Origin of the sequence: uncultured Photobacterium sp. (genome assembly GCF_947502415.1) — a bacterium.
In the GTDB taxonomy this organism is placed as follows: domain Bacteria; phylum Pseudomonadota; class Gammaproteobacteria; order Enterobacterales; family Vibrionaceae; genus Photobacterium.
Genome location: NZ_CANMZV010000004.1, coordinates 185,896 through 208,036 on the forward strand (window position 1 = coordinate 185,896; position 22,141 = coordinate 208,036).

The following is a 22,141-nucleotide window of genomic DNA, read 5'->3' on the forward strand; positions in this document are numbered from 1 at the left end:
TCTATCTGTTCCTACCTTATCTAAACCCTGTCTAGCTTTGCTCTCCTCTGCCTATATATCCAAGTAAAAATACAATATGAATATAGGTTGATAATTTAACTGTTTACTGACAAGGTATATCGCGTTTTGACATATAAATGCGCTTTATCAACAAAGTCATAACCTTAGCCTAAGTATGGCTTTAGCAAGGAGCAAGAATGAAGCCTCTAAAACTCTGCCTTTTTACAGGCATTGTTTCAACATCAGTAGTAGCAGCCTCAGGCCCCAAGTGGACACCAGGCTTTGGCGCCGATATTTCATTTCTCGGCGGCTATACCAAAGAAACCTCGCAATTCAACACCGATAATAAAGTAACAGACTCTTTGGACAACAACGGCCAATCGCAAAGCGAAGCTATATTTGCTCCTCTTGGCACAATCAGCTATACCACAGTACAAGCTGACAAACAGGTTTACTTTGGTACTAGCCGTTCAGATGTTGCTCTGGGACGATTCCATGTGGAACTCGGCTACCGCCAGCAACTCCCTGAAAACGGTATGGTAAGCATTAGTTATGTACCGGGCATTGTCGATACTTCAACCTGGGAAGACCCGTTTGTCACTGGCGAACCTCGCAAAAAAACAGACAGTAAAATTAAGGGTGTTCGACTCCAGTACGACCGCGTTTTAGGCTCTAACTTTTCTATTGAAGTTGCCGGTGGCAAGCAGGAAATTGAAAACGAGAAAAGTGGCCAGCATAGCTTTACCAGCCAAGAACAGTCTTTGCTCGAACGTGAAGGTAATATCTTGTTTAGCCAGCTGAGTTACTTCCAGTCACTCAACCAGCGCCTTCTTCTTCGCGGAGCGGTAAGCTACTCCCGTATCGATACAGATGGCAATGCGTTGGCCAATGATATTTATGGTGCCGAGATTGGTGTCATTCAGTTTCTGCCGAGCTCAAGCCTTGCACTTACATTCAGCTATGACTATGCCGATTTCGATAAAGCCAACCCGGTCTTTGACAAGAAACAGCAAGATGACCGATGGGGCGTTTTCCTTGCCTATGAGTATCAGGAACCATTCGGTTGGGAAAACTGGGGGCTGGTATCATTAGCGGGTTATAACCAGAGCAACTCCAATATCAACTTCTATGATGAAGATTCACTATTGATCAGTGCCGGTATCAATTATCGGTTCTAAAAGTGACCAAACAGAGAAGGATTAGTCGTTTTCTATCCCCTGTTTCAATATAAACTGTTAAGTAGAACAGTGATCTGCAATCAATTTTTTCGGGACAAGCTGCGCGAATTGCATTAAATTAGCAACAATTTGCCAACTTTCATCAAAGTATCAACAAAATATGGCAGTCGATAACAGAAAAGCCGATGCTTCCGTCGAGTCGCTGCATCGCATATTTACGGTGCCGGAAGCACCCAATTCAACCTTAGGTCGGATTGAAAAAGAGATCTCAGAAAACCTCAATGCGTTTTTGCAGACACATATTGCTGCACGAGAAAAGCCACTGACTGAGATAGAAAAGGATTTTTCATCTGCTGATATTCCTGAAAATCCGTCATTTGTCTCTGAACATACGGCATTTTTACTAGACAAACTGGTCGCCCAATCGGTGCACACTTCAGCACCCAGCTTTATTGGTCATATGACTTCAGCTTTGCCTTACTTTTTGATGCCGTTGTCAAAAATCATGATTGGCCTGAACCAAAACCTGGTAAAAATCGAAACGTCCAAAGCATTTACTCCGCTTGAACGCCAGGTGCTCGGAATGCTGCACAACCTGATTTTCCATGAAGAGGAATCGTTCTACCAGCAGTGGATGCATAGCGCCAACCACTCTCTCGGAGCGTTTTGTTCTGGTGGTACAATCGCGAATATCACCGCACTGTGGGTAGCCCGAAACAATGCACTCAAGCCCGATGGTAAATTTCGCGGTGTGGCTCAGGAAGGTCTTTTCAGGGCAATGAAGCACTACGGCTATGATGATCTCGCTGTGCTCGTTTCAGAGCGAGGGCATTACTCTCTTAAAAAAGCCGCAGACGTACTGGGCTTTGGCCGCGACAACCTCATTCCAATCAAAACAGATACCAATAACCGAATCTGTATTGATGATCTGAACGAAACCTTACTTTCACTTAAGGCACGCAATATTAAGCCATTCGCGATCGTAGGTGTGGCCGGCACAACCGAAACAGGCAACATTGATCCCCTGGAAGATCTGGCACACATTGCCGAAAAGCACGATTGCCACTTCCACGTCGATGCCGCTTGGGGTGGTGCGACACTGATGTCGAACAAATACCGTACCTTACTTAAAGGTGTTGAGCGGGCTGACTCCGTTACTATCGACGCACATAAACAGCTGTACGTCCCGATGGGTGCCGGAATGGTCATCTTCAAAAACCCAACATCAGCAACAGCCATTGAGCACCATGCTGAATATATCCTTCGTAAAGGTTCCAAAGACCTCGGTAGCCATACCTTAGAAGGCTCGCGAAGCGGGATGGCAATGTTGTTGTTTGCCAGCATGAATATCATCAGCCGCCCAGGCTATGAGCTACTAATTAACAATAGTATAGAAAAGGCCAAGTACTTCGCTGGCTTAATCAGAGTGCACCCTAACTTTGAGCTGATCAGCGAGCCCGAACTTTGCCTCCTAACCTATCGCTATGTACCTGAAGCTACCCAACGCGCATTGAAACTTGCCACTACTGAGCAAAAAGCTGAACTGCATGCCGCACTTAATGATTTGACAAAATTCATCCAAAAAAGACAGCGTGAATCCGGTAAGTCATTCGTTTCCCGTACCCGACTAAATCCGGATAAGTGGGATCGAAACATCACAACAGTCTTTAGAGTTGTACTCGCTAACCCGCTGACGACTGACGAAATCTTGCACAATGTTTTGCAAGAGCAGCAAAGCCTGGCCAGCGAAAGCGAGCAAAGCTATCCAAGGATCATGGCCTTAACCGAAGAAATCTTAAGTAAGTAATAGTGTTAACTTATTAGTAACTAAGTAAGCTTCAAGCAAAAAAAGAGCCTGGCAATATGCCAAGCTCTTTTTTTACTAAAGTAAGCAGAATTACAGACTAAAAATAAATTACCGCCCACCCAAAGCGCTCACGAAATAGCCAATAAGCCGTTCAATATTTACCCACCCAAATTATTCAAAATAAAAAATCGGGCATAATTGGCACGCTATATTGTAAAAATAAACGTAAATTTAGTCTTATTCTCCAGCTGTAATAGAAATATTTTTCTTAAAATATTCTACCGACCATATTAAGCCTGGCAATATTGAGCAAAATATCATCAACCCGCCAAATGGAAGTGATGCTTTTTTAGTCTGGGTGTTGTTAATAGCGATTAACAACTATTGATTACGGTCAAGAAAAAGTACTTTTTGCCTATTACAAAAAAGCCGATATAGGGAATATATCGGCTTATTTATTTCAAAATGTTTCAAACCCAACAATTAGAGTCTGAGATTAGTTATTCACTGTAGAGCGAAAAATTAATCACCGGCAAACATATAGCCTTCACCGTGAACCGTTACAAAAATTTGCGGATTCTTAGGGTCTACTTCCATTTTCGAACGCATACGTCGAATTAATACATCAATAGTGCGATCGTTTGGCGCTTCAACTCGATGGCTCAGCATATTCAAAATACGCTCACGGCTAAGCACAACATTTGGGTGAGAAGAGAAAGCAACCAGTAACTCATATTCAGCCTTGGTCAATTTCACCGGAACGCCATTATGAGTCAGTGCTCGTTTGTTAATATCAAACTGCCAATCACCAAATCGGATAATGCTGTCTTCCTGCATTTCAACCATAGTTTCATCGCGTGCCTTTTCTACTAAAGTCATGCGCCACAACAGGTTTTTCACACGAACAAGCAGCTCACGCAGCTCAAATGGCTTGGTCACATAATCGTCGGCTCCCATCTCCAAACCAACAATACGGTCGATACTATCAGTACGGCCTGTTACCAGAATAATACCGACATCAGAACGGCTACGAAGCTCACGAGTAAGCATCAAACCATCTTCACCAGGTAAATTAATATCTAGCATTACCAAGTCAATTTTTTCACTAGCCATGATCTCACGCATTTGATCACCGCTATCGGCCTGGCTCACCTTATAACCTTCATTTTCAAAATACCCGACAAGCTTAGTTCGGGTAACAATCTCATCTTCTACAACAAGTACGTGATGACTCATGTTTATCTCTTTGTTTGTTTCGGCTGTCTTTTAAAAACGGTAGCACACTAAGCGGTCATTCACAATTTGTCACAATGCCGACTAACCTGTTAATTACCGCCCATATCCTTATTCACATCGTGGAATTAAGATTAAACCATAAAAAACCATACGTCACCGTGCTTTACGGAGACATTAATTCTTTAATGGAATCTTCCACTATGAAAAAACTTTGGCAGACGTTGACTAAGCCAACCAGCAAGTATTCAATTCTTGCACTGGTTTTAGTCGGTATTGTTATCACACTGGCGGGAACATTTGTCGTTCACAAAGGGTTCGAATTTGCCTCTCGAACTGAATTCTGTACTTCTTGCCACACCATGCAGCAGAACTACGAAGAATACAAACAACGAATCCACTTCAAAAATGCTTCTGGTGTTCGAGCAGAGTGTGTTGACTGCCACCAGCCAAAAGATCTCCCAGGCAAAATAATGCGTAAGCTGGGTGCTTGGAAAGACGTATACAACCATTTCATCACAAAAAAAATTGATACTCCTGAAAAACTGGAAGAGCACCGTCTAGAACTGGCTGAAATGGTTTGGGCTCGAATGAAGAGCCAGAATTCCAAAACCTGTAAGAGCTGTCACTCTTATGAAGCTATGGACCACTCTAAACAGTCTGCTAAAGCTGCAATGGAAATGAACAAAGCCGCTGCTGCTGACATGAACTGTATCGAGTGTCACAAAGGCATTGCCCACGAACTACCAAACATGGCAGGCGGATTCCAAAAAGACTTCCAAGAGCTACAGGCAACAGCTAATGCACAAGGTGCTACAGAGAAAGTACTTTACTCTCTTGGTGAGAAGAACCTGTTCGCAGCTGCTGATGCAAATGGCAAAGCTGAAGGTAAGCTACTTCCTGCTTCTGAAGTAACTGTTCTTGAGCGCAAAGACAACATGCTGAAGATCAAAGTTGACGGTTGGCTGGAAAAAGCGGGCAAAGGCCGTGTAATGACTGAGTACATGGGTAAACGTGTATTCAAGGCAACTATCCGTGGCGAAGTTAAAGCAACTGAACAGCTTATCGAAGAAAAAACTGACCCTGCAACTGACATCGTATGGCAGCACGTTTCTGTTGAAGCTTGGATCACTGCTGAAGACATGATCGACAACATCCAGCCAATCTGGAACTACGCAGAAGATATGTTCGGCGCAACTTGCAATGCTTGTCACGCTGCCCCGGACCCAGCGCATTTTACTGCAAACGGTTGGATCTCAGGCCTGAACGCAATGAGCGCGTACTACCGTCTGACTAAAACCGAAGAGCGTACTCTGTTGAAGTACCTGCAGAACCACGGTAAAGATACTGGCGGCGCTGGTAAGCACTAATTCCTGATCCGCGGTGGGACAAAAATCTCCCACCGCCATTCAAAAAAAGAATTTTAAATTTAAGGATTTATAAATGGCGACTCAAATTCTAAATAAAGGCGTATCTCGCCGTCGCTTCCTTTCAGGTATGGTTGCTGCGAGCGCGGCTTCTGTAGTTGGTACGAGCCTTCTTGCTCCGCGCAAGGCGATGGCAGCTTCACACGAAAAAGCCAACTTCACCGGTGACGTTCTTTCTGGTTCACACTGGGGTGCATTCCGTGCCAAAGTTGTAAACGGTGTATGGGTTGATACTGTTCCTTTCGAAAAGGACAAGCACCCTACTACGATGATCAACGGTGTACGTGAAGTGGTATACAACCCTGCACGTGTTAAGTACCCAATGGTACGTATCGACTGGCTGAAACACGGTTTCAAATCTGATACTGCTCAGCGTGGTGACAACCGTTTCGTTCGTGTGCCATGGTCTCAGGCTCTGGACTTCTTCTACCACGAAATGGAACGAATTCAGAACAGCTATGGCCCAAGTGCACTATATGCAGGTCACACAGGCTGGCAGTCTGTAGGTAAACTACACTCTGCTGGTACTATGATGATGCGCGCAATCGGCCTTCACGGTACTTTCCTTGCTAAAGCTGGTGACTATTCAACAGGTGCAGCACAGGTAATTCTTCCGTATGTTGCCGGTGCAATGGAGGTTTACGAACAGCAGACTTCTTGGCCGCTAGTTCTTGAGCACTCTGACACTATCGTTGTGTGGGGTTCAGACCCAATCAAGAACCTTCAGGTTGGCTGGCTAGTACCAGATCACAGCCCATATGCTTACTACGAGCAGCTGGCTGAGAAAGTGAAGAACAAAGAGATCAAAGTAATCTACGTTGATCCAGTTGTTTCTGATACGCAGAAATTCGTTGGCGGTGAGCAGGTTCCTGTTAACCCACAGACCGACGTACCGTTGATGCTGGCTATCGCTCATACCCTACACAGCGAAAACCTATACAACAAAGATTTCATCTCTGACTACACGACTGGTTTCGACAAGTTCGTTCCTTACCTAACAGGTGAGAAAGACGGTGTTGAGAAGTCTCCTGAGTGGGCAGAAAAGATCTGTGGCATCAAAGCTGACGATATCCGTGCCCTTGCTCGCCAAATGGCTTCTGGCCGTACTCAGATCATCGGCGGCTGGTGTCTGCAGCGTATGCAGCACGGTGAGCAGTACGCTTGGATGCTGGTTGTTCTTGCTGCGATGCTTGGCCAAATCGGTCTACCAGGTGGTGGTTTCGGCTTCGGCTGGCACTACAATGATGCAGGTTCAATCACGTCTAACGGCCCGCTAATGTCTGGCTTCAGTGGTGTAACTGGCATTGACCCAATCCACAACGGTTCATACAAAGGCTACTCGACTTACATCCCAGTAGCGCGTTTCGTTGACTGTATCGAAAACCCAGGTAAGACAATCCAGTGGAACGGCCACGACATTAAGTTCCCAAAAATGAAGATGGCTGTGTTCTGTGGTAACAACCCGTTCACCCACCACCAGGATCGCAACAAGATGATCAAGGCGTGGCGTAAACTGGAAACGGTTGTTTCTATTGACCACCAGTGGACTGCGACTTGTCGTTTCGCTGACATCGTACTTCCTGCGACAACAACGCACGAGCGTAACGATATCGAACAGTACGGTAACCACTCTAACGCGGGTATCATTGCCCTGCCGAAAGTTGTTGAGCCAATGTTCGAAGCGAAAGACGACTTTGACATCTTCCGCGAGCTATGCCGCCGTTACGATCGCGAAGAAGCGTTCACCGGTGGTAAGACTCAGATGGAATGGATCGAGCACATCTATAACGGTGCACGTCTACAGGGTCGTGGTCTTGGCGTTCGTCTGCCTAACTTCAAGAAGTTCTGGGCTGGTGAAGGCTTCGTTGAGTTCCCTGCTGGTAAAGAGTGGGTTCGTCACGAGTCATTCCGTAAAGAACCGGATCTTGAGCCTCTAGGTACTGCAACTGGTATGATCGAGATTTACTGTAAGACAATCGCAGACATGGGTTACGATGACTGTCAGGGTCACCCAATGTGGTTCGAGAAGAAAGAACGTAGCCACGGTGGTCCTCGTTCTGACCGCTTCCCGATCAACCTGCAGAGTACGCACCCTAAACACCGTCTGCACTCTCAGTTGTGTTCTTCAACTGAGCACCGCGCGACTTACGCTGTTGCAGATCGTGAGCCTATCTACATCAGCACTGCTGATGCGAAGGCTCGTGGCATCAAGTCTGGTGACATCGTACGCGTATTCAACGACCGTGGTCAGGTACTGGCTGGTGCCGTTGTTACTGACGACTACAAGTCAGGCGTATGTCGTATCCATGAAGGTGCATGGTACAGCCCACTACATGGTGGTAAGCCAGGTACAATCTGTACTTACGGTGATCCTAACGTTCTGACTCAGGACATCGGTTCATCTAAACTGGCTCAGGCTACTTCTGCAGCTTCTGCTCTTGTACAGATCGAGAAGTACAAAGGTAAAGTGCCTGCGGTAACTGGCTTCAACGGCCCAGTTGAAATTACAGACATTAACCCACTGTTCCCAGCAATGGATCTGGACTAAGTCTGTAGATTAGTGAATTAGTCAGAGGCCTGTCGGTCTCTGGCAATCATTAAAAATGAGTTAAAAAGGTAGTGGAGGTTTCCATTACCTTTTATTCAATTTTTAAACCTTTTATTACCTTGATAAAACCTATTCACATATAATCACTGAGAAATCGAGATTTTATCTGAATATGTTTTGTACAGTCCGGCAAGATAACAACCTTAAAAGCTGTGACTGGTTTACTCTGGAGTGCCCATGCAAGAGTTTATTGCTTTCAACGAACAACGTGCGGAAATTTACTGGTGGATGTCATCACTGCTGGCTCGTGAGCTAACAGCAGAAGACATGGAAAAATACCACGGCGGTGAGATGTACACTTTCCTGTCAGGCCTAGGTATGACAGCTGAGCTCAAGCAACCTGTTGAAGAGTTCCGTGATGCAATCAACCGTTTGAAAACACGTGAAGATGCACAGCTGGAACTTGCAGCCGATTTCTGCGGCCTGTTCCTGAGCACACCGAAATCCGGTGCCCTTCCTTACGCATCTATGTATGTTGGCGAAAGTGGCCTGCTAAACGACAAGCCTGCACAGGATATGCTTGAGTGGATGGAAAAATACGATATTGCCCAGCGTAAAGAATTCAACGAGCCTGCTGACCATATCGCCGTTGAGCTGGACTTCATGGGTAACCTGAGCATTCTTGCTAACCAGCAGGAAGACCAAACTAAAGCAGAAGAAGTTATGCAAGCACAGCAGCAGTTCATTGAAACCATGCTGATGAACTGGCTTCCTGCTTTTGCAAAAGATTGTAACGAACGCGACAAATTCGGCTTCTATAGCGCAGCCGTTAACCTTTTGGCCGCGTTCTGCAAACTAGACACCGCATACCTTGCGGGAGAAGAACAATAACCCCAATCGGTCCAATAAAGACTGAAATCACTATCTCTGGTTGCCGGCATATGGATTGCCGGCCTTTTTCTATCAGCCCCCCATCCCTCTGCGAGCCCGATTTCGCCCTGTTCAGCCTACGCACAGGATTCATGACACGTTACTGACATTCGCTTTAACGCGCTCTTATAGATTGAACTTTATCGACAAATACGATTAAGACAATTACAAGAGGTTTCAGCCATGAACACTATCAGTACGCGAACCCTGCATCAGTCAGCATCAAAGCACTGGTTTATCAAAATGTCTTTGCCGTTGCTACTCCTGACTGCCATGATACTTGCTCCTTATGCTAATGCCAGCGCAATTTCAGCCGACTCCAGCCGTGCCCAGCGTGATACCGCAAACCGAATCCATGCTATCCAACGCGATCTAACCAGCATCCGTCAGCAAGCTCTGCAAGCTAACCCTGAGCTAATCGCTCAATCAAAAAAGCTAGAGGAAAAATTCCAGCAGAAGGCAGAAGAAATCGGGTATGAGCCGGGCGAGTTCATTACCAAAGCACAAGAGATTCAGCAACAGGTTCAGGATCAATCCCTTAGTGAAAAAGAGCGAAGCGAGCTCATCAAAGAATTTACGGTAGCCAAACAAAAAATGACACAGCAACGCCGGGCAATTATTGCCGATAAAGAACTAATGGCGATGCAGGATCAATTACAGCAGGATATGGTAATGGCCATGCAAGCCCATGATCCTAAAACAGAAAAACTGATTGACGAACTCAACAGGCTTATTGAGGCCATCCAGTAATAACCAAGCCTCAATAACGTCACCGCAGCACAACACTGCGGTGACGCTCATTTATTCGTAATCTTCCTCATAATCACTCAGGTTAATACCCATCTCCTTGGCAACATCAGTCCAATAAGGCTCGGCTTCACACACACAGCAATCACACCACGGGGCTATTCCCTCATGCATACTCAGTCGTTCGTTATTTCCCTCAAATACTGCTCTCTGATGTTTCTGCTCTTTGTTTGGAACAGGTTTGTGACTCATTCGCTCTATTGGCATCACAATTACTCCAAGCAACCTATTCAAACTTAATTTTAGGACTACTTAAACTTAACCCCAAAAGACAAGCCATTAAAAAAGCCGAAACGCATGCTACGTTTCGGCTTTCTCTACAATTCTATATCAGAAGTTACAGCTCAATGACCTTGTTCTGGCTCAGTAGCTTCATGCCTTTTATATGCTGAAAGAACCACTTTGCAATAGCTAGCGCAGCAATGATCAAACCCGCTACCGGGATTGCCTGCAGCACTTTATCTAGGAAACTGCTGTGGACCCAGTAACCGGCACCGGCTACCATCCCACTCATCGTGGCGGCCGTTACACCAAGCACAACAAAGAAGGTAAAGAACAAAAAGAAAGTACGAATAATGGTGTAATAGTGGCTATAGCTCAGTTCATCAGTACCTTTATTCATTTGGTACGCAGAATAAAGCACCGCAAAAATGCCAGAAATCATTAACGTAAATGGGGTCAGGAAGCTGGCGACGTAGGCAAAACGCACACCTTTCGTATTCTTATTGGACATAAAATTAAATCCGATATTGTTATCAATATGACAATTATCACACGAAATTCCCTCTCTTCAAGAAAGCCTTCTGCTTACGATGATCCGGATCAAGCGATTCCGTTATTGTCCGTTATAACGACCTAAACGGACAAAGGCCTGATAATCTATCAAGCATTCAAATCCGAGTTACATCTCAGCTTTCATCAAAAATACGTCAGCAATTACAGCTTTTCGAATGGCTCAGTTGGTATTGTTACTTCGCTGCCATCACCAATACGCTTATGGCCTGCCTGCAAATGAACAAAATCAACCAGCTCATCACCGCTAACCTGAAATGCCTGACCGAAACCTTTAACAAACAAACCATGAATCGGCTCAAGACGGAATAAACTGAAATCAGCCAAACTACTTAACCCTTCAACAATCTCACCAAAGCGATCTTGAAGCGCTGAAACTCCTTCTCGCCATCGTTCGGTTTCACGATCAACCACAAAAACATTCGCCTCAAAAGTCAGACGCTTGCGGGCATAAATAGTTTTTGATGCCACTTCATCTTCAATCATCATCAAAGACACTTTCGGATTCTCAAGTAAGTTACGCGCATGTTTGGCAAGCTGGCTGATCAGCACATAATAGCCATCATCCAGCAAAGCAAAAGGCGCGTAACTCACATTGGGTTTGCCTTCAGCGTCAACCGTAGCTAGCTGAAGGGTCAGGCATGATTCCCGAAACTCTTTAATTTCAGGACCAAGCCGGTTTTGAAGGCGTTCCTGCTTTAGTTCATTCATTCTTTACTTTTCTCCGTCTTTACCCATAAGGTTATAACAGCTACGGACTTATTTCCCCTTTGGGAATGGCGCTTTAGCTTTCTGGTAAACCTAAATCTGTCCTAAAAGCTCTCAGCTTTATAGCCATGGGTTATTATTTCCAACCCATTAAATCATACAAATAAACCGACATATGCATCTAATCACCCTAGAAATGCATTAACTTTGTTGATATCTATCAAGAATTAACAGCTTGTAATACAGAAACGTTGCACTGTGCGCTACACTCAGTAGAATGTGAACGCAAGCGATTACACAATGCAACGTCGAGAAAGACGAGATAATCAAAGCCGCCCGTTAGTGAAGCGGCTTTTTGGCGTTTTTATACATGATGTTTGTAGAGTACAAACAGTACCAAACAGCAAAATTCTCTGGTTTAGATCAGGTAATTTTCCTGTCTGGTACTATCAATTTAAATGAATATGAAACGGTCAGGCCCTCTGACCTAAATTATTAGAAGAACAAGTATGGCAACGATTAAAGATGTTGCACGTATGGCTGGTGTTTCAACAACAACAGTTTCTCACGTGATCAACAAAACCCGCTTTGTTGCGGAAGCTACACAAAAGAAGGTATTGGAAGCTGTTGAAGAACTGAACTATGCTCCAAGTGCAGTTGCCCGAAGCCTGAAATGTAATACAACCCGCACCATCGGTATGTTGGTTACCAAGTCAACCAACCCATTTTTCGCCGAAGTGGTACACGGTGTTGAAGAATACTGTTATGGCGAAGGTTACACACTAATCCTATGTAATACAGAAGGTAACCTGTCCAAACAACGTGACTACCTTCGAATGCTGGCAGAAAAGCGTGTCGATGGCCTGCTTGTCATGTGCTCAGACCTAGACGAGAAACTGCTGGGGCTTCTTGAGCGTCAGAAAGATCTGCCAATGGTGATTATGGATTGGGGTCCGGAAAGCCCGCACACTGACAAAATTCAGGACAATGCAGAGCTTGGTGGCTACGTTGCAACCAAATACTTTATTGAACACGGCCATAGCAAAATCGGCTGTCTGTCTGGTCACTCAGACAAGACAACGTGTCAGGAACGCCTTAATGGCTTCTACAAAGCAATGAACGAAGCAAATTTACCCGTAAATGAAGACTGGCTTTTAGAAGGCGACTTCGAGTGTGAATCTGCGGTGATTGCTGCGAAGAAATATATTGCAATGGAAGAGCGTCCGACAGCTATCTTCTGTTTTAACGACATCATGGCTATGGCACTGATTAGTACTTTTGAACAAGCCGGAATTCGTGTTCCTGATGATGTTTCTATCATTGGTTACGATAACATCGATCTGGCTCCGTACTTCTCACCACCATTAACGACTATCCACCAGCCAAAACGTCGTCTGGGTAAAACAGCGATCGAAATCCTGATGGCTCGCGTAAAAGACAAACAACACGAGCGCCGCATTTTCGAAATGGCACCTGAACTTGTAGTACGCAAATCGGTTAAGAATCTGAACGCATAAGCCAAGTTTTAAAAATTACAGCAAATCAAAGACAAAAACCGGTAAGGCAACTTACCGGTTTTTTTATTAAGTAATAAATATAACTTATAGCGACACCCATAAAATCGAAAAATGATTAAAACGTCCAAAATCCGCACATATTTATTGGATCAAGATCACACTTTTCAAAATGGGAGCAAGGTCAAAAATAGTAACTAAGATATGCTTAATAACGTCACGAACAAGGCAAACCATTCGAAAGATTGGGACGCAAAGCTTCCGGCCTAAAAGTGGTTAGTTTTTTAATAACTAAATCAACTTATGGTAGCGGGGTTGCCGATGGATGTAGCAATTGGCTATGTCAGAATTTTAACTTATCGCTGACATAGCTTTTTTGTATTTTTTGCTAATCTGAATCCTCGCTCTGTTGTTAGGTGACTCTAAGATATTTATCACCGAGAAGACGCATGGACAAACCAGTACTTAAAAATTCATTACGATTATTCAGTTGTTTCGAGAACGTAAAGTCTCGTTCAATGTTTGGCGGCTTTGGCATATTTTCAGGCGAAACTATGTTTGCGCTTGTAGTAAATGACAAATTGCATTTACGTGCTAATGCCAAAAATGAAGAGGAATATAAGCTAGCTGGCTTAAAACCTTACGTATATAAAAAGCGGGGTTTCCCTGTTGTAACTAAACAATATGCCATTCCCGAGGAATGGTGGGATCAACCAGAGAAAATCATTTCTCAAGCAACGCGTTCATTGGATGCAGCGAAGCAAGATAAGGAAACCAAAAGCAAAAGCGGCCCGAGCCGTATTAAGGATCTGCCAAACCTTCGCTTGGCCAACGAACGTATGCTGAAGAAAGCTGGTATTACCTCTGTTGAACAGCTTTTTGAAACTGGGGCAATAAATGCTTACAAAGCATTACAGGAAACACACAGGGATACAGTCAATGTTGAACTTCTATGGGCACTTGAAGGTGCAGTCAGCGGTAAGCATTGGTCTGTGATCACTCAGCAGCGTCGTTCTGAATTACTTTCTCAACTACGCTAGTTACAGAGAAGCAAAATATAAAGAAGAGGTGCATATCACCTCTTCTTTTTTATTTTACGCAACCATATTATTTTCAATAATAAGCATATCAAAATGTTGCATAATTCTATTTTTAAGCCATTTAATGAAAAATTGATACCTCTCACAAAGCTGTTCATAAAATCATCAATACCTTTTTTTTAACCTTCGCCATTAGTAAAATTGACTAGTCATTTTAACCGGAGGTTGTCATGTATTATTCAAAGCCTTTTCCCGGACAAGCTGACCAGATGTTTAAAGATAAATTTTGCAAGTGGCCAAAGCTAATGCGCACTCTGGTATTTATCAGCCTGCTGCCATCAACAACACTTATCTTTTTGGTGCATCAACAAGATGCTTCTCTTGCTGCGCTGGAAAGTACACTGGCTATTACCGCAGCGTTCAATTTGCTGCTGCTTTGCTGGGGTCTATTTTTAAAAATCAGGTCAAAAAGATACTGGTATCGCAATTACCATATTGGTAAGACAATGCTTTTGGCGGCACTACCTTTGCTCGCATGCGGCTACATGTTTCTGTTGAACCCTGAAATCCCAGACATGGCCAAACAACAAAAAGCTCAAGCCGTACAAATTTCAATCAACTAGGTTCTTTTTTGAAAATTCTTTTAATTTTCTGAAATTTAATTGCCCCATAGTCGGTCTGTGTCTCATACCAATCTAGTAATATATACGACCATTAGTCGAACTAGATTGATATACTCTCTGTAGCATACAAATACAGACAAACAGACATAAAAGGGGCTCATGTGCGTATTCCAGCCAAAAACCATTATTCCATACTTATCAAGCCACTGCTTTGGCTGCAAAAGCGTCATTATGGCAACGTATTAAACCCTGCATTACTGTGGGGCAGACGCCCGACCTTATTTTGGCTTGTAGCTGGGTTCTTCGGTTTTCTTGATCGCAAATCATCCCCAATCACCCCAGTCATCCGTTCTTTAGTCTGTGTTCGTGTATCACAACTCAATGATTGCGCATTTTGTGTCGATGCCAACGGAATGAAACTGGCAGAACGATGTGATTGTGTAGAAAAAATCAAATCTCTAGCCAACTGGCAATCCAGCGAACATTTTGATGAACATGAACGCACAGTACTGAGCTATGTTGAAGCAATGACGATTACTGGGCAACGTGTTGACGAAGCAATGCTCAGCAAACTACAACAGTGGTATGACGCAGATGCTTTGGTAGAGCTCACCGCTTTAGTTGCGTTCCAAAATCTATCAGCAAAATTTAACACTGCACTAGATGTACCAGAACAAGGATTTTGTTCACTTCCTATCCAGCCTGGTGACACAAAAGAACCAACGGCTGAGTCTTCAGATAAATAGTTGAAAGGTGATGTCATGGATAGAAAAAAACTGCTACTTCTCGGGACAGTTATAAGCCTTATTGGCCTTTGGTTTACCTTCGACCTCGGCCAATACTTCACCCTAGAACAAGCTAAAGCTCAACAGGTAGCCTTGCAAGACACAATTGCAGCCAAGCCTTTTTTATCTAGCTTGATTTATTTTGTCCTGTATGTGGTTGTTACAGCCCTGTCACTGCCTGGTGCGGCCATCATGACACTACTGGGTGCCGCATTATTTGGTTTCTGGTGGAGCCTATTGCTTATCTCTTTCGCCAGTACAATAGGCGCGACACTGGCATTTCTATTCAGCCGTTTTATATTGCGCGATTGGGTACAAAGCAAATTCGGCAACCGCCTGGAGCCAATTAATACGGGGATAACTAAAGATGGTCCATTTTATCTGTTTACGTTACGCCTGATCCCTATCTTCCCATTCTTTATTGTCAACCTGCTAATGGGCCTGACACCGATCAGCACACGGATGTTCTACTTGGTCAGCCAGGCCGGGATGCTGGCCGGCACCATGGTATACATCAATGCCGGTACACAGCTTGGTGAGATTGAATCAATAAACGGTATTATCTCTGCCCCGGTTCTGGTCTCTCTTGCCCTGCTCGGCCTGTTCCCGCTACTAGCTAAATTAACCATGAACGTTATCAATCAACGTCGGGTATATGGTAACTGGCAGCGCCCTGAGCAATACGAACAGAATATGGTTGTTATTGGTGCGGGTGCAGGCGGGTTAATAAGCTCTTACATTGCAGCCGCTGTAAAAGCCAAAGTAACGCTAATCGAACGCCACAAAATGGGCGGCGACTGTCTCAATACTGGTTGCGTACCGTCCAAGGCCATTATACGGGCAGCGCATACTATGGCTGAAATTTCGCGAGCGAAAGATTTCGGTATTACCACTGGCAAGCCCGAGGTCAACTTCGAGCAAGTCATGGGACGAGTCCATAATGTGATCGCAAAAATCGAACCGCACGATTCAGTCGAACGCTACTCCAAACTTGGTGTTAGTTGCATAGAAGGCGATGCCAGAATCCTGTCACCATGGGAAGTTGAGGTTAATGGTGAACGGATTACTACCCGCAATATCGTAATTGCTACCGGTGCCCGTCCATTAGTACCTAATATTCCGGGACTTGATACCGTCAATTACCTCACATCAGATTCTATCTGGTCGCTCAAGCAACAACCCAAGCGGCTTCTGGTTTTAGGTGGCGGTCCAATTGGCTGTGAGCTGGCACAAAGCTTCTGTCGCCTTGGCAGCCAAGTTACGCTTGTCGAGATGGCGGAGCAACTGTTAATCCGCGAAGACAACGACGCATCCGAACTGGTTAAAAATGGCTTGGAAAACGATGGTGTTGATATCAAACTCGGCCACAAAGCAGTGCGGTTTGAATCTGTCACGACAAATGATGATCGCCAGGTTCAGCGCGTTTACCTTCACCAGAACAGCCTTAACGACAACCTTAGGCATAACAACAAAAAGTCACTTATCGTCGAGTTTGATGCCGTCATGTTGGCTCTAGGTCGTGTCGCTAACGTTCAAGGCTTTGGTCTTGAAGAGCTAGGGATCACAACCACAGAACGCGGCACCGTAGACGTGAATGAATACTTGCAAACTAAATACCCGAACATTTACGCTGTCGGCGACGTAGCGGGTCCGTTCCAGTTAACGCACGCAGCCGCACATCAGGCCTGGTATGCGGCAGTTAACGGACTTTTCGGTCACTTCAAGAAATTCAAGGCTGATTACTCAGTGTTACCGGCGGCAACCTACACCGCACCGGAAGTTGCGCGCGTTGGAATCAATGAAAAAGAAGCCAAAATGCAAGGTCTCGACTATGACGTCATCACTTATGGGATCGATGACCTTGACCGCGCGATTACAGACGGCGAAGATCACGGCTTTATTAAAGTTATTACTCCAAAAGGCAAAGATAAGATCCTCGGTGCCACCGTCGTCGGCAGTAATGCCGGGGAGCTGTTAGCGGAATTCACCCTCGCCATGCGTCATGGCCTAGGGTTGAATAAAATCCTAGGCACCGTTCACCCCTACCCGACAATGAGTGAAGCTGCTAAATATACAGCCGGGGTCTGGAAGCAGGCTAACGCTCCCCAAGGGCTGCTTGGCTGGGTAGAGAAATACCACCGTTGGATGCGCAAAGAAAACAAACATGCTGACAACAAAGCACCAGCAAAAACCGTATTAAATGAAAATAGGGATATTTAATTAAAATGAAAAAACTTTTTTTGGGATTAGCCATTTCGCTCGCCGCCAGCCTAACTAGTGCCCAAGCTGCTACCGAAGCCTCTGCTGTCGATAACTGGCAGCAGACTGTAGAAAAAGCACAAGGGCAAACCGTTTATTTCAATGCCTGGGGCGGTAGCCAGGAGATCAATGATTATATTCGCTGGGCTAGTCGGCAGCTTCAGTCACAATACGGCGTAACACTCAAACATGTCAAAGTGGCCGATATAGCCGAAACCACTCAACGGCTGCTGGCAGAAAAAACAGCAGGTAAGGATAACGGCGGCAGTGTTGATATGGTGTGGGTCAACGGCGAAAATTTCCGCTCTATGAAAGAGAGTGGCCTGCTGTACGGCCCATTTACCAAACAATTACCCAACTGGCAGTATATCGATAAATCACTCCCTGTGGATGAAGACTTTACCGAACCAACTAATGGTCTGGAAGCGCCATGGGGGGTTGGCCAACTGGTATTTGTCCATGACAAGAAAACCCTGAATAATCCTCCCGAGAGCTTCAGCGAACTTTTGAGCCTGGCACAAGCATTTCCAGGCAAGGTCAGCTACCCTCAACCACCAGAATTTCATGGCAGCAGCTTCCTGAAAGCGGCACTAATTGAGCTGACCAAAGAAAAAGATACCTTGTATCAGCCAATCGATGTTAAAGCAGATAAAGCCAAGTTTGATCGAGTAACAGCCCCGCTGTGGCAATACCTTGATCAGCTTCACCCGGTATCATGGCAACAGGGAAAACGCTTCCCGTCAGCAAGCAGTGAAACCATCCAGCTACTTGATGATCAGCAGTTATTGCTGGCCATTACGTTCAATCCAAATGCTGCTAATGCCGCAATTGCGCATGGAAAACTTGTTGAAACAGCACAAACTTATGCATTCCATCAAGGAGCACTTTCCAATATCCACTTCCTTGCCGTTCCCTGGAACGCCTCTGCTAAAGAAGGGGCATTGGTTGCAATCAACTTCCTATTAAGTCCACAGGCACAGGCTCGCAAAGCCGATACCGCTATCTGGGGGGATCCATCAGTCCTTAAACCGGAAGCATTAGCGAAAGGAGGAGCACAAGGGTTTTCTCTGTTTAAATCCATACCGGAACCACATCCAAGCTGGCTAACAGCTCTGGAACTTGAGTGGCAAAAACGCTACGGCAGCTAATTTTCTCTCGGGCATTCCTGCATCATTGCACGAATGCCCATTCCTAGGTTTTTTATGATTCGTTTGTTATACCTACTTACACTACTTCTCTGTGCTCTGCCTTTAGTTCCAGGACTTTTAGGGATTGTAATTCCAGCATTTTCCTGGCTTCCATCTTTGGGGCTTACTGAACCGAATATCTCGGCCTTTACCACTGTTTCCCAATGGCCAGGATTGAGCGAATCTGTTTTTTTGTCATTACGCACTGGTTTTGGTAGTACCTTGCTGGCGATGTTGTTTTGCTTTCTGGTATTGCGTAAATACTGGGACAGCCCAAAATGGCAACGTATCGAGCACACGCTATCTCCAATGCTGGCAATGCCACACGTGGCTTTTTCTATTGGTTTTGCATTTACCTTTGCGCCAACCGGCTGGCTTTTCCGCGTATTTGAGACCATTGGGGTCGATACTGCAGGCTGGTATAGCCTGATTCAAGATCAGCATGGCATAGGACTTCTTGTTGTATTAGCAATAAAAGAAACCCCATTTTTGCTCTTAATGAGTATTTCAGTACTCCAACAGCTTAAGGTTTCCCGCTTAATGGCGGTTGCTATCAGCCTTGGTTACAGTCGAAAACAAAGCTGGCTAAAAGTCATTTTTCCCCAATGGCTACCAAAGATGCGCCTGCCAATTTTTGCCATTCTGGCCTACGGTATATCAGTTGTCGATATTGCGCTGATCCTCGGCCCTTCCCGCCCACCAACACTCGCGGTTCTGGTCTGGCAGTGGTTTAACGAACCGGAACTGAGTTTATTACCCCGGGCCGCTGTCGGAGCAATCTTACTTCTGGCCGTGGCGATATTGGCATTAACCGTTATCCGCCTAGCCGAATGGACATTGCTGACATATTGTCGCCAATGGCAAATAAGCGGCCCCAAACAACCAGTAGCCAATAAAGCAAAGCATACAGGGCAAGACTCTCAACGCGGAATTCCGCTCTATGCACCTTTCGTCGTCATCCCGCTGATAGTGATCCCTGTACTCGGGCTATGGTCAATTGCGCAACGCTGGCGTTTCCCGGATCTGCTACCAAGTCGTTATAGCCTACGGTTCTGGCAACAAGAATCCTATTCGCTGATAGAACTTGCAACGAATAGCATCATATTTGCTCTGGTAAGCAGCTTATTGGCCTTGATACTGGCTATTGCTTGCCTGGAATATCGACAAAAATATCAGCGTGGTTTGCCTAGCTGGCTAATCGCGATACCAATGGTCTTACCACAATTATCCATCCTGTTCGGTATCCAGATAAGTACCTATTTGATTCCTGGTCAGTGGTATTGGAACTGGGTAACCTGGAGCCATCTCTTTTTTGTATTCCCTTACATTTACCTGGCTCTTGACGGACCATGGCGCAGCTATGATATTCGCTTAGATCAGTCAGCACGAAGCCTTGGCCTTAATAGCAGGCAGACATGGTGGCGGGTCAAGCGACCAATCATGCTTCCTGCAATCTTGCTGAGTCTTGCTGTAGGAATCAGTGTCAGTCTGGCACAATACCTGCCAACACAAATGCTTGGCGCAGGTAGAATTTCAACCGTCACGACTGAAGCTATCGCTCTCGCCAGCGGACAAGACCGTCGCGTCAGTGCTATTTACGGCCTGCTCCAGGGAGCTCTGCCATTTATCTTTTTCAGCTTGTCGTTAGCAGCGAGTCGTTACTCCGCACGCTTCAACCGGCAAACCCAGCAACAACGGAGAAAAAACACGGATGACCTTATCTGTGGAAAGCCTAACTTTAAGAAATTGTGAGCAACCATTATTCGAGCCGGTCAGCTTCAAAGTAGAAGCTGGTACTATCCTGTCGCTGATGGGGCCTAGCGGATGCGGTAAATCAACACTGTTAAGCGCTGTCGCCGGCCACCTTAGCCCGGCATTCGACCTTGACGGTGAGATCGTTTTAAACGGCATCACCATGAACTTACTTGCCCCAGACCAGCGCCGAATAGGTATCCTGTTTCAAGATGACCTCTTGTTTCCGCACCTCAATATCTGGGAAAACCTGGCTTTCGGTTTGCCAAAGAGTTTCTCAAGAAAAGAGCGAAAAGAAAAAGCCATCGCAACACTTGCCCGAATCGAACTGCGCGAGCTTGCCGACAAAATGCCGCCGGAGATCTCCGGCGGCCAACGTGCCCGTATTAGCCTAATGCGAATGCTTTTGTCCGAACCCCATGCTGTCTTACTTGATGAGCCTTTCAGTAAACTGGATAAAGCACTACGCAGCGAGTTCCGGGAGTTTGTTTTCAAACAAATCCAAGTACTGAATATACCAGCCCTTATGGTGACCCATGATGAAGATGATATCCCTGACGATGGCAAAGTACTTCGCTGGCCATGGGCAACAAGCATGATGAAACAAAGAGGTATGTAATGTTAGATCGTTATGCGATTAAAGTGATCCGCTGGCCGTTAACAACAGCTTCGGCAATACCGGACCGGTTAGGCATCTCCGCCAATCAAGTGACCATTTCAGGGTTCGCAATCGGCTTACTTGCCTTACCCGCACTTCTCTTACAGCAATACGAATGGGCATTGGCTTTTATCCTCCTGAACCGGGTTTTTGATGGTTTAGATGGGGCCGTAGCCAGACGACAAGGGATCTCTGATTGCGGCGGCTTTTTGGATATCACGCTGGATTTTCTTTTTTATTCCCTGGTGCCGTTTGGTTTTGTCTTAGCCAACCCAGAGGCGAATGCTGTCGCTGGTGCTTTTTTGATTTTTTCGTTTATCGGTACTGGTTCAAGTTTTCTAGCTTTCGCCATTATGGCAGGAAAACGTAACATCGAGAGCCCGGTTTATCGGCAAAAATCCCTTTATTATATTGGCGGTTTAACCGAAGGAACCGAAACAATCGGATGTTTTATTCTGTTCTGCCTGTTACCACAGCACTTTTCCGTTATTGCTTGGGGCTTCGGCACCCTATGCTGGATCACGACCTGTACCCGAATTTGGGCTGGATACCACACTCTTAAAGCAGAATAAGAGCGATAAAGATAGCAAGCAATTGTGTTTATCATCAGTTACAATCTTCGCCAGCATCATCCGAAAGAAACAAGATAATGAACCGAAAGAAAAAAGTTAACGAAACTCTGAAAAAGAAGCTGAAAAAGCAAAACGCTAAGTTGCACCGCAGTAACAAACCTCGCTATATCTCCAAGGCCGAAAGAGCTAAGATGGAAGCAGAAGCAGCCGCGGCGCAAAATCAAGATGTCGTTACCGAGACTGAGCAAGTAAACGGCCAAAGCGAGGAAAGCAAGTAACCCGCTTTCCTCTCATGAATACGGGCCCTATCGCGCCCGTATT

At 45.4% G+C, this 22,141-nt stretch carries 20 protein-coding genes and 1 riboswitch; of the genes, 16 read left to right on the top strand and 4 right to left on the bottom strand.

Features of this window, described 5'->3' with window-relative positions; translation table 11 throughout:
* Window positions 1–197 precede the first annotated feature (197 nt).
* Together Q0852_RS06215 and panP are read left to right on the top strand one after the other, a co-directional pair.
* Window positions 198–1,178: a DUF2860 domain-containing protein gene (locus Q0852_RS06215; protein WP_299015387.1), complete on the top strand. Its 981-nt coding sequence runs from the start codon at window positions 198–200 to the stop codon at window positions 1,176–1,178.
* Between the two features lie 160 nt (window positions 1,179–1,338).
* Window positions 1,339–2,985, top strand: a complete 1,647-nt coding sequence (gene panP, locus Q0852_RS06220; RefSeq protein ID WP_299015390.1) for a pyridoxal-dependent aspartate 1-decarboxylase PanP — start codon at window positions 1,339–1,341, stop codon at window positions 2,983–2,985.
* 522 nt (window positions 2,986–3,507) lie between these two features.
* On the opposite strand, the gene torR is transcribed toward panP, so the two are convergent.
* On the bottom strand, window positions 3,508–4,221 hold the full coding sequence (gene torR / locus Q0852_RS06225; RefSeq protein ID WP_299015392.1) for a two-component system response regulator TorR: 714 nt from the start codon (window positions 4,219–4,221) through the stop codon (window positions 3,508–3,510).
* A gap of 200 nt (window positions 4,222–4,421) precedes the next feature.
* Between torR and torC the strand changes: the two genes are divergently transcribed.
* The 4 genes from torC (at window position 4,422) to Q0852_RS06245 (ending at window position 9,873) form a co-directional block, all read left to right on the top strand.
* Window positions 4,422–5,588: a pentaheme c-type cytochrome TorC gene (gene torC, locus Q0852_RS06230; protein ID WP_299015395.1), complete on the top strand. Its 1,167-nt coding sequence runs from the start codon at window positions 4,422–4,424 to the stop codon at window positions 5,586–5,588.
* A gap of 73 nt (window positions 5,589–5,661) precedes the next feature.
* Entirely contained in the window at window positions 5,662–8,193 is a 2,532-nt protein-coding gene (gene torA, locus Q0852_RS06235; RefSeq protein WP_299015398.1) for a trimethylamine-N-oxide reductase TorA, read from the top strand.
* A gap of 237 nt (window positions 8,194–8,430) precedes the next feature.
* A complete protein-coding gene (gene torD, locus Q0852_RS06240) occupies window positions 8,431–9,084 on the top strand; it encodes a molecular chaperone TorD (protein WP_299015401.1) in 654 nt (217 codons plus the stop codon).
* 222 nt (window positions 9,085–9,306) lie between these two features.
* Window positions 9,307–9,873, top strand: coding sequence for a hypothetical protein (locus Q0852_RS06245; protein WP_299015404.1), 567 nt, complete (start codon window positions 9,307–9,309; stop codon window positions 9,871–9,873).
* A gap of 51 nt (window positions 9,874–9,924) precedes the next feature.
* On the opposite strand, the gene Q0852_RS06250 is transcribed toward Q0852_RS06245, so the two are convergent.
* The 3 genes from Q0852_RS06250 to hutZ form a co-directional block, all read right to left on the bottom strand.
* Window positions 9,925–10,140 (bottom strand): hypothetical protein, encoded by a 216-nt coding sequence (locus Q0852_RS06250; RefSeq protein ID WP_299015407.1) that lies wholly within the window; start codon window positions 10,138–10,140, stop codon window positions 9,925–9,927.
* A gap of 127 nt (window positions 10,141–10,267) precedes the next feature.
* Window positions 10,268–10,663, bottom strand: a complete 396-nt coding sequence (locus tag Q0852_RS06255; RefSeq protein ID WP_299015410.1) for a hypothetical protein — start codon at window positions 10,661–10,663, stop codon at window positions 10,268–10,270.
* Between the two features lie 203 nt (window positions 10,664–10,866).
* The gene (gene hutZ, locus Q0852_RS06260; RefSeq protein ID WP_299015413.1) at window positions 10,867–11,433 is read right to left on the bottom strand and encodes a heme utilization protein HutZ; all 567 of its coding nucleotides are present in this window, start codon (window positions 11,431–11,433) and stop codon (window positions 10,867–10,869) included.
* A 506-nt stretch (window positions 11,434–11,939) separates the two neighbouring features.
* Between hutZ and purR the strand changes: the two genes are divergently transcribed.
* The 10 genes from purR (at window position 11,940) to Q0852_RS06310 (ending at window position 22,098) form a co-directional block, all read left to right on the top strand.
* Window positions 11,940–12,947: an HTH-type transcriptional repressor PurR gene (gene purR / locus Q0852_RS06265; protein ID WP_299015416.1), complete on the top strand. Its 1,008-nt coding sequence runs from the start codon at window positions 11,940–11,942 to the stop codon at window positions 12,945–12,947.
* A gap of 214 nt (window positions 12,948–13,161) precedes the next feature.
* A riboswitch (cyclic di-GMP riboswitch) is annotated at window positions 13,162–13,267 on the top strand.
* Window positions 13,268–13,393: 126 nt separating this feature from the next.
* Window positions 13,394–13,984 (top strand): TfoX/Sxy family DNA transformation protein, encoded by a 591-nt coding sequence (locus Q0852_RS06270; RefSeq protein WP_299015419.1) that lies wholly within the window; start codon window positions 13,394–13,396, stop codon window positions 13,982–13,984.
* 230 nt (window positions 13,985–14,214) lie between these two features.
* Window positions 14,215–14,607, top strand: a complete 393-nt coding sequence (locus Q0852_RS06275; RefSeq protein WP_299015421.1) for a hypothetical protein — start codon at window positions 14,215–14,217, stop codon at window positions 14,605–14,607.
* 161 nt (window positions 14,608–14,768) lie between these two features.
* Entirely contained in the window at window positions 14,769–15,353 is a 585-nt protein-coding gene (locus tag Q0852_RS06280; protein WP_299015424.1) for a carboxymuconolactone decarboxylase family protein, read from the top strand.
* A 15-nt stretch (window positions 15,354–15,368) separates the two neighbouring features.
* Window positions 15,369–17,612, top strand: a complete 2,244-nt coding sequence (locus tag Q0852_RS06285; protein WP_299015426.1) for an FAD-dependent oxidoreductase — start codon at window positions 15,369–15,371, stop codon at window positions 17,610–17,612.
* Window positions 17,613–17,617: 5 nt separating this feature from the next.
* Entirely contained in the window at window positions 17,618–18,799 is a 1,182-nt protein-coding gene (locus tag Q0852_RS06290) for an ABC transporter substrate-binding protein (protein ID WP_299015428.1), read from the top strand.
* A gap of 54 nt (window positions 18,800–18,853) precedes the next feature.
* On the top strand, window positions 18,854–20,590 hold the full coding sequence (locus Q0852_RS06295; protein WP_299015431.1) for a thiamine ABC transporter permease: 1,737 nt from the start codon (window positions 18,854–18,856) through the stop codon (window positions 20,588–20,590).
* The gene (locus tag Q0852_RS06300) at window positions 20,550–21,209 is read left to right on the top strand and encodes an ATP-binding cassette domain-containing protein (protein WP_299015434.1); all 660 of its coding nucleotides are present in this window, start codon (window positions 20,550–20,552) and stop codon (window positions 21,207–21,209) included. The genes Q0852_RS06295 and Q0852_RS06300 overlap by 41 nt, the downstream gene beginning before the upstream one ends.
* A complete protein-coding gene (locus Q0852_RS06305) occupies window positions 21,209–21,820 on the top strand; it encodes a CDP-alcohol phosphatidyltransferase family protein (protein ID WP_299015437.1) in 612 nt (203 codons plus the stop codon). The genes Q0852_RS06300 and Q0852_RS06305 overlap by 1 nt, the downstream gene beginning before the upstream one ends.
* 77 nt (window positions 21,821–21,897) lie before the next feature.
* The gene (locus tag Q0852_RS06310; protein ID WP_299015441.1) at window positions 21,898–22,098 is read left to right on the top strand and encodes a DUF2986 domain-containing protein; all 201 of its coding nucleotides are present in this window, start codon (window positions 21,898–21,900) and stop codon (window positions 22,096–22,098) included.
* Window positions 22,099–22,141 lie beyond the last annotated feature (43 nt).